The following is a 5,869-nucleotide window of genomic DNA, read 5'->3' as shown; positions in this document are numbered from 1 at the left end:
CCGTCCCGGCCTTCGCCCCCGCGGCCGGGGCGGCGGGTTCCCCCCCCCCCCCCCCCCACGACGGGGGGCCCGGGGCGGGGGGGGGGGGGGGGGGGGGGGGCGGGGCCCCGCCCCCCCCCGCGGGGGGGGGGGGGCGCCCGCCCCCGGGCCCGCCCCCCCTCCTCCGTGAGATGCGGGGTCAGAAGAAGACCGACCGCCGCTGCACCAGCAGCTTGTACAGCGTGTGCTGGATCTGCTCCCGCACCTGGTCCGTCAGGTTGAACATCAGCATCGGATCCTCCGCCGCCTCCGGCGGATACCCGTCCGTGGGGATCGGCTCACCGAACTGGATCGTCCACTTCGTCGGCAGCGGCAGCGCGCCCAGCGGCCCCAGCCACGGGAACGTCGGCGTGATCGGGAAGTACGGGAAGCCCAGCAGCCGGGCCAGCGTCTTCGCGTTGCCGATCATCGGGTAGATCTCCTCCGCCCCCACGATCGAGCACGGCACGATCGGCGTGCCCGCCCGCAGCGCCGTAGACACGAACCCGCCCCGCCCGAAGCGCTGGAGCTTGTAGCGCTCGCCGAACGGCTTGCCGATGCCCTTGAACCCCTCGGGCATCACCCCGACGATCTCGCCCATCTCCAGCAGCCGCTGCGCGTCCTCCGCACAGGCCAGCGTGTGACCGGCCTTGCGCGCCAGCTCGTTGACGACCGGGAGGTGGAAGACCAGATCGGCGGCGAGCAGCCGCAGATGCCGCTCGGCCGGATGGTTGTCGTGCACCGCGACCTGGAGCATCAGCCCGTCCAGCGGCAGCGTCCCCGAGTGGTTGGCCACGATGAGCGCCCCGCCGTCCGACGGGATGTTCTCGATGCCCTTCACCTCGACCCGGAAGTACTTGTCCGCCAGCGGCCGCAGCGCCGACATCAGGACCTGGTCGGTGAGCTCCGCGTCGTAACCGAACTCGTCGACGTCGTAATCGCCGGTGACCCGCCGCCGCAGGAACGCGAGCCCGCCCGCGATCCGCCGCTCAGGGCCCCCGGCCGCCGAACGGCCCGCCGCCACCGCGTCCTGACCCGGCTCCCCGGGCTCCCGGCCCGCCTCCCCGGCCTCCGGGGACAGCTCGGGCTGCTCGGGGACCTGTGCCCCCGGCAGGGCGCTGACCGGAGCGGCGGAGCCGTCGCCCCGGCCGCTGCCGTTGCCGCCCGCACCGGTCCGGCGCCGCGCCGGACGCGCACCGCCACCGGACCGCGAACGGTCGTCGTCGAACGGAATGACCTTGGCGTCCGCCATCGTCGGTGCGCTCCTCTACCTGGCGCCGTGATTCGTCTGTACCGCACCGGCCCCGCGCTCCCGCGGTCCGGCGCCTCCCGGAAGCGGCAACGCCGCCAGCCGGTCCACCGCCCTGCCCACAGTCTCCGGCGGCAGCAGCCCCGGCCCGAGGCTCCGCGCGAACTCCGCGAAGGTCTCCGCCGTGGTGAACTCCGGCCGGAAACCGAGGGTCTCGCGCATCTGCACCGTCGAGACCACCCGGCCGTGGGTGAGCAGCCGGATCTGCTCCGGCGAGAAGTCGGTCATACCGATCGTACGGAGAGCCGAGCCGACCCACGTGACGGCGGGCAGCAGCACCGGCACGGTCGGCTTTCCCAGCCGCCGCGAGCACTGCGACAGCAGCAGCACCCCGTCGCCGGCGATGTTGAACGTGCCGCTGTTCAGCGTTCCGCGCCGGGGCTCGCTCGCCGCGATCCCCAGGACGTCGATCACATCGTCCTCGTGCACGAACTGGAGCCGCGGGTCGTAGCCGAAGACGGTCGGCAGGACGGGCAGCGACAGATAGTCCGCGAGCGGCGAGTCCGGGTGCGGCCCCAGGATGTTGGCGAACCGCAGCACGCACACCGCCACGTCCGGCCGGCGGCGGGCGAAGCCCCGTACGTACCCCTCGACCTCCACCGCGTCCTTCGCGAAGCCGCCGCTCGGCAGCGACTTGGGCGGGGTGGTCTCGGTGAACACGGCCGGATCGCGGGGCGCCGACCCGTACACGCTGGTGCTGGACTTCACCACGAGCCGCTGCACCGTCGGCGACTTCTGGCAGGCGCCGAGCAGCTGCATCGTGCCGATGACGTTGGTCTCCTTGATCGCCGTACGGCCGCCGGCGCCGAGCGCCTTGCCGGAGACGTCCAGGTGGACCACCGTGTCGACGGCGTACTCGGCCAGGATCCGCGCCAGGGCCGACTGCCGGATGTCGGCGCGGACGAACTCCGCGTCGCCGAGCTGATGCGCGGGCGCGACCGCGTCGACCGCGATCACCCGGTCCACGCCGGGCTCGCGCTGGACGCGCCGGACGAAGCGGCCACCCAGCTGCCGCGCCACTCCTGTGACGAGGACGACCTTCCCCAAGACCAGCGCCTTCCGTCGGCCAGGGAAGCCGAACCCTGCTTCCCTGTTCCCCTGCTTCCCGCGGTAACTTCCCTGGCGGTCACCGTAGCGGGTGGACGCCGCCCTGTGACGACCCCATGCCCGGAAACGCACCGCAGCCCTCCCGCCAGGACGGCGGGAGGGCTGCGGATCTCACGAACTGCGTTCGCTTACTTCTTGTTGCGACGCTGAACGCGCGTGCGCTTGAGCAGCTTGCGGTGCTTCTTCTTGGCCATCCGCTTGCGCCGCTTCTTGATAACAGAGCCCACGACTACCCTCGCTCACTTCTTCTTCACTGGTGCGGGGCGTCTGGGCCCACACGACCTACGTCGGCCTAGCCTACCCGCCACCGTCCGAGGGACGTAATCCGCGGGCAACCCCGGGCTGATCCCGGCCTGACGTCAGGCCGGGATCAGGCTGATTCCACCCCCACAAAGGACTCACGGAGATACGCGTGAACCGCTTGCTCCGGCACCCGGAAGGACCTGCCCACCCGGATCGCCGGCAGATGACCGCTGTGCACCAGGCGGTACACGGTCATCTTCGACACTCGCATGACCGAGGCGACTTCCGCCACAGTCAGAAACTTGACCTCGTTGAGAGGCCTCTCGTTGTCAGCAGCCATGATCCACCTGTCCCTCCGCACCGGACGCGCACCGGCTTCCCCTCCGGTGACTCTTCGTCGTTGTGCGCTCACTCCCCAGATTAGGGGCGGGTGGTGCGAGTGGGGAAGAGGGGAGCCGATCGACGGCTTACTGTGACAGACGGGCCCGATTGAGCACATAGCGCGTCAACGGCCGGTAGAACGGCGCCCGTACGCCGTCGTCGAGCGGAACCACCACGGACACCCGCCCCTCCGCCTCCCCCACGAACAGCGCCGGATCGTCCGTGTCCGCAGGACCGATCGCCTCGATGCCCAGCTGACCTGCACCGCAGACCCAGCCGTGATCCCCGATGACCAGCTCGGGCAGCACCCCGAGCCGCTCCGCCGCGTCCTGGAGCGCGAGCCGCACGGGAAGGGGCGAATGCGTGTGCGCGCCGGTCTCGCCCCCGGTGGGCCGCCCCCCTGGTTCGCGCACCAGGGCAACACCCCGTACGTAGTCGAGGTGGTACGTACGTACGCCAAACCGGGTCGTTATGTCGACACATCGCCCCTGCGCAGGGGTGAGAACAGGACACCCCGCCGCCGACAGAGCGTCTGCCAGCCCGGCGTAGAAACCGAGCAGCCGATGCGGATGACCGGTCCCCAGCAGCACCGGAGCCCGCCGCTCGGCCACCAGCGCCAGCCGCTCGGCGAACGCGTCCAGCGCGGCCACTGTCCGCTCCGGGTCGATCGCGTCGGGACCGCGCACATGCGCGGGGTCGGGCGAGACCCCGCACCGGTCCGCCATCAGCCGCAACAGCTCGCCCTCGCCCCAGGCCCGCTCGGGCGCGAGCCCCAGCATCACCCGCGGATCCCGGGCGGCGAACAGCCGGTAGCTGCGCAGACTGGTCTCGCGCGACGTGGCCACGGACCCGGCCAGCCGGGCCGCCAGCAGATGGGCGCGCAGCGCCCCGGTGCTCAACACCCCTGGGATGCTGCCGTATCGCGGGGCCCGGCGAGCCGGAATCCCGGTACGCCCCACCGTTGGCGTAACGCACGGCACAATGCCCCGGGGTGTGGCCCGGGTCAGCGGCCCCCCACAGCGCGAAAGGCTCGGCCCGCGACCAATACACCTAGGTCAGCAGCCCCCGCAGCGGGAAGGCGGCCTTCCGGGACGCCAGCACCGCCTGGTCCAGCCGGTCCGCCGGGTCGTACCCGTCCTCCCACGCCTGCCACGACGGCGTACGCCCGTCCGTCATCCGGCCCGGGCCGAGCTGCCGCGTACGGGCGTAGACGAGATCCCGCCACGACGGCGGCACCACCGACTCCGGGTCCACGGGAGCATGCGCCGCGATCCCGACGAGATGCGTCCACGACCGGGGTACGACGTCCACCACCGCGTACCCGCCGCCGCCGAGCGCCACCCACCGCCCGTCCGCGTGCTCGTGGGCCAGCCGGTGACAGGACTCCATGACCGCCCGCTGCGCGTCCAGCGACACCGCGAGATGCGCGAGCGGATCCTCGAAGTGCGTGTCGGCCCCGTGCTGGGTGACGAGCACCTGGGGCCGGAAGTCGGCCAGCAGCTCGGGCACCACCGCATGGAAGGCCCGCAGCCAGCCCGCATCCCCGGTCCCGGCCGGCAGCGCCACGTTCACCGCCGAGCCCTCGCCGTCCCCGGCCCCGGTCTCCTCCGGCCACCCGGTCTGCGGGAAGAGCGTCCTCGGGTGCTCGTGCAGCGAGATGGTCAGGACGCGCGGGTCCTCCCAGAACGCGGCCTGCACCCCGTCCCCGTGGTGGACGTCCACGTCGACGTACGCGACCCGCTCCGCGCCCAGCTCCAGCAGCCGGGCGATGGCGAGGGCCGGGTCGTTGTAGACGCAGAACCCGGCGGCCGAACCGGGCATGGCGTGATGCAGCCCCCCGGTGAAGTTCACCGCGTGCTCGGTCTCGCCCCGCCAAACGGCCTCCGCGGCCCCCACGGACAGCCCGGCGATGAGCGCGGACGCCTCGTGCATGCCGGTGAACGCCGGATCGTCCACGGTCCCGAGCCCGTAGTTCTGGTCGGCGGCCCGCGGATTCGCCGAGGCGGCCCGCACCGCCGCCACGTAGTCCTGCCGGTGCACGAGTCTCAGGCTGGAGTCCCCCAAGGGCCTCGCCGACCGCAGATCCACCGCCGTATCGAGCCCGAACGCCCGCACCAGCCCCATCGTCAGGGCGAGCCGGACCGGGTCCATGGGGTGGGTGTCCCCGAAGTCGTATCCCGTAACTGCGTCATCCCACATCAGCTGTGCGCGGCCGCTCATGCCCGCCACCGTATCGGGCGGGCTCCGGCCCGAACGCGCGGGCATACACGAGCGTCGCCAGCACCAGAACCATCGGTACGAGCATGGCCCCGCGATAACTCCACCCATCCCCCAGAGCGCCCACGAGCGGCGAACCGACCAAGAACCCCACATAGTTGAAGATATTCAACCGGGCCACGGCAGCGTCGCTGTTCCCCGGGAACATCCGCCCGGCGGCGGCGAAGGTCTGCGGCACGATCACGCAGAGCCCGAACCCGAGCATCGTGAACCCGAGCATCCCCACCCACGCCCCGGGAGCCACCGCCACGACCGCGAACCCGCCGGCCGCCAGCAGACTCCCGCCCCGCACCACGGCAACGGCCCCGAACCGCCGCACCCCGAGGTCCCCCACGGCCCGCCCCAACAGGGTCGTCACCATGTAGACGTTGTACGGAACGGTCGCCAGCTGCTCCGAACTGCCCAGCACGTCCTGGAGGTACTTGGCACTCCAGTTGGAGACGGTCGAGTCCCCGATGTACGCGAAGGCCATGACGAGGCAGAGCGGCAGCAGCAGCTTGAACGAGAGCGCCCCGCCCGCACCGCCCCCGGCAC

General features: G+C 72.1%; 7 protein-coding genes. All 7 read right to left on the bottom strand.

Translation table 11 applies throughout. From position 1 onward, the window contains the following. Nucleotides 1-178: 178 nt before the first annotated feature. Entirely contained in the window at nucleotides 179-1,270 is a 1,092-nt protein-coding gene (locus JS521_RS33135; RefSeq protein ID WP_205086599.1) for a lysophospholipid acyltransferase family protein, read from the bottom strand. Between the two features lie 15 nt (nucleotides 1,271-1,285). Continuing rightward, a complete protein-coding gene (locus tag JS521_RS33130; protein ID WP_205086598.1) occupies nucleotides 1,286-2,374 on the bottom strand; it encodes an NAD-dependent epimerase/dehydratase family protein in 1,089 nt (362 codons plus the stop codon). Between the two features lie 188 nt (nucleotides 2,375-2,562). Next, on the bottom strand, nucleotides 2,563-2,661 hold the full coding sequence (locus JS521_RS33125) for a 30S ribosomal protein bS22 (RefSeq protein ID WP_003948845.1): 99 nt from the start codon (nucleotides 2,659-2,661) through the stop codon (nucleotides 2,563-2,565). A gap of 143 nt (nucleotides 2,662-2,804) precedes the next feature. Continuing rightward, a complete protein-coding gene (locus JS521_RS33120; protein WP_029182680.1) occupies nucleotides 2,805-3,017 on the bottom strand; it encodes a helix-turn-helix domain-containing protein in 213 nt (70 codons plus the stop codon). Between the two features lie 127 nt (nucleotides 3,018-3,144). Next, nucleotides 3,145-3,960 carry a phosphatase gene (locus tag JS521_RS33115; protein ID WP_205086597.1) on the bottom strand — a complete coding sequence of 272 codons (816 nt, stop codon included), beginning with the start codon at nucleotides 3,958-3,960 and terminating at the stop codon, nucleotides 3,145-3,147. A gap of 148 nt (nucleotides 3,961-4,108) precedes the next feature. Further along, nucleotides 4,109-5,278 carry an acetoin utilization protein AcuC gene (locus JS521_RS33110; RefSeq protein ID WP_205086596.1) on the bottom strand — a complete coding sequence of 390 codons (1,170 nt, stop codon included), beginning with the start codon at nucleotides 5,276-5,278 and terminating at the stop codon, nucleotides 4,109-4,111. Next, the coding region (locus JS521_RS33105; protein WP_205086595.1) for an MFS transporter at nucleotides 5,247-5,869 on the bottom strand (623 nt) is incomplete at its 5' end. The genes JS521_RS33105 and JS521_RS33110, both read right to left, overlap by 32 nt.

The sequence above is a fragment of the Streptomyces durocortorensis genome (assembly GCF_016901035.1).
Lineage (GTDB): Bacteria > Actinomycetota > Actinomycetes > Streptomycetales > Streptomycetaceae > Streptomyces > Streptomyces durocortorensis.
Note: the sequence above shows the minus strand (reverse complement) of the source record. Positions and strands in the feature narration are given on the sequence as shown.

Excerpts from the sequence above, each read along its gene's own strand:
- JS521_RS33135 (WP_205086599.1), bottom strand. The coding sequence starts at position 1,270 with ATGGCGGACGCCAAGGTCATTCCGTTCGACGACGACCGTTCGCGGTCC.
- JS521_RS33120 (WP_029182680.1), bottom strand. The coding sequence starts at position 3,017 with ATGGCTGCTGACAACGAGAGGCCTCTCAACGAGGTCAAGTTTCTGACT.
- JS521_RS33110 (WP_205086596.1), bottom strand. The coding sequence starts at position 5,278 with ATGAGCGGCCGCGCACAGCTGATGTGGGATGACGCAGTTACGGGATAC.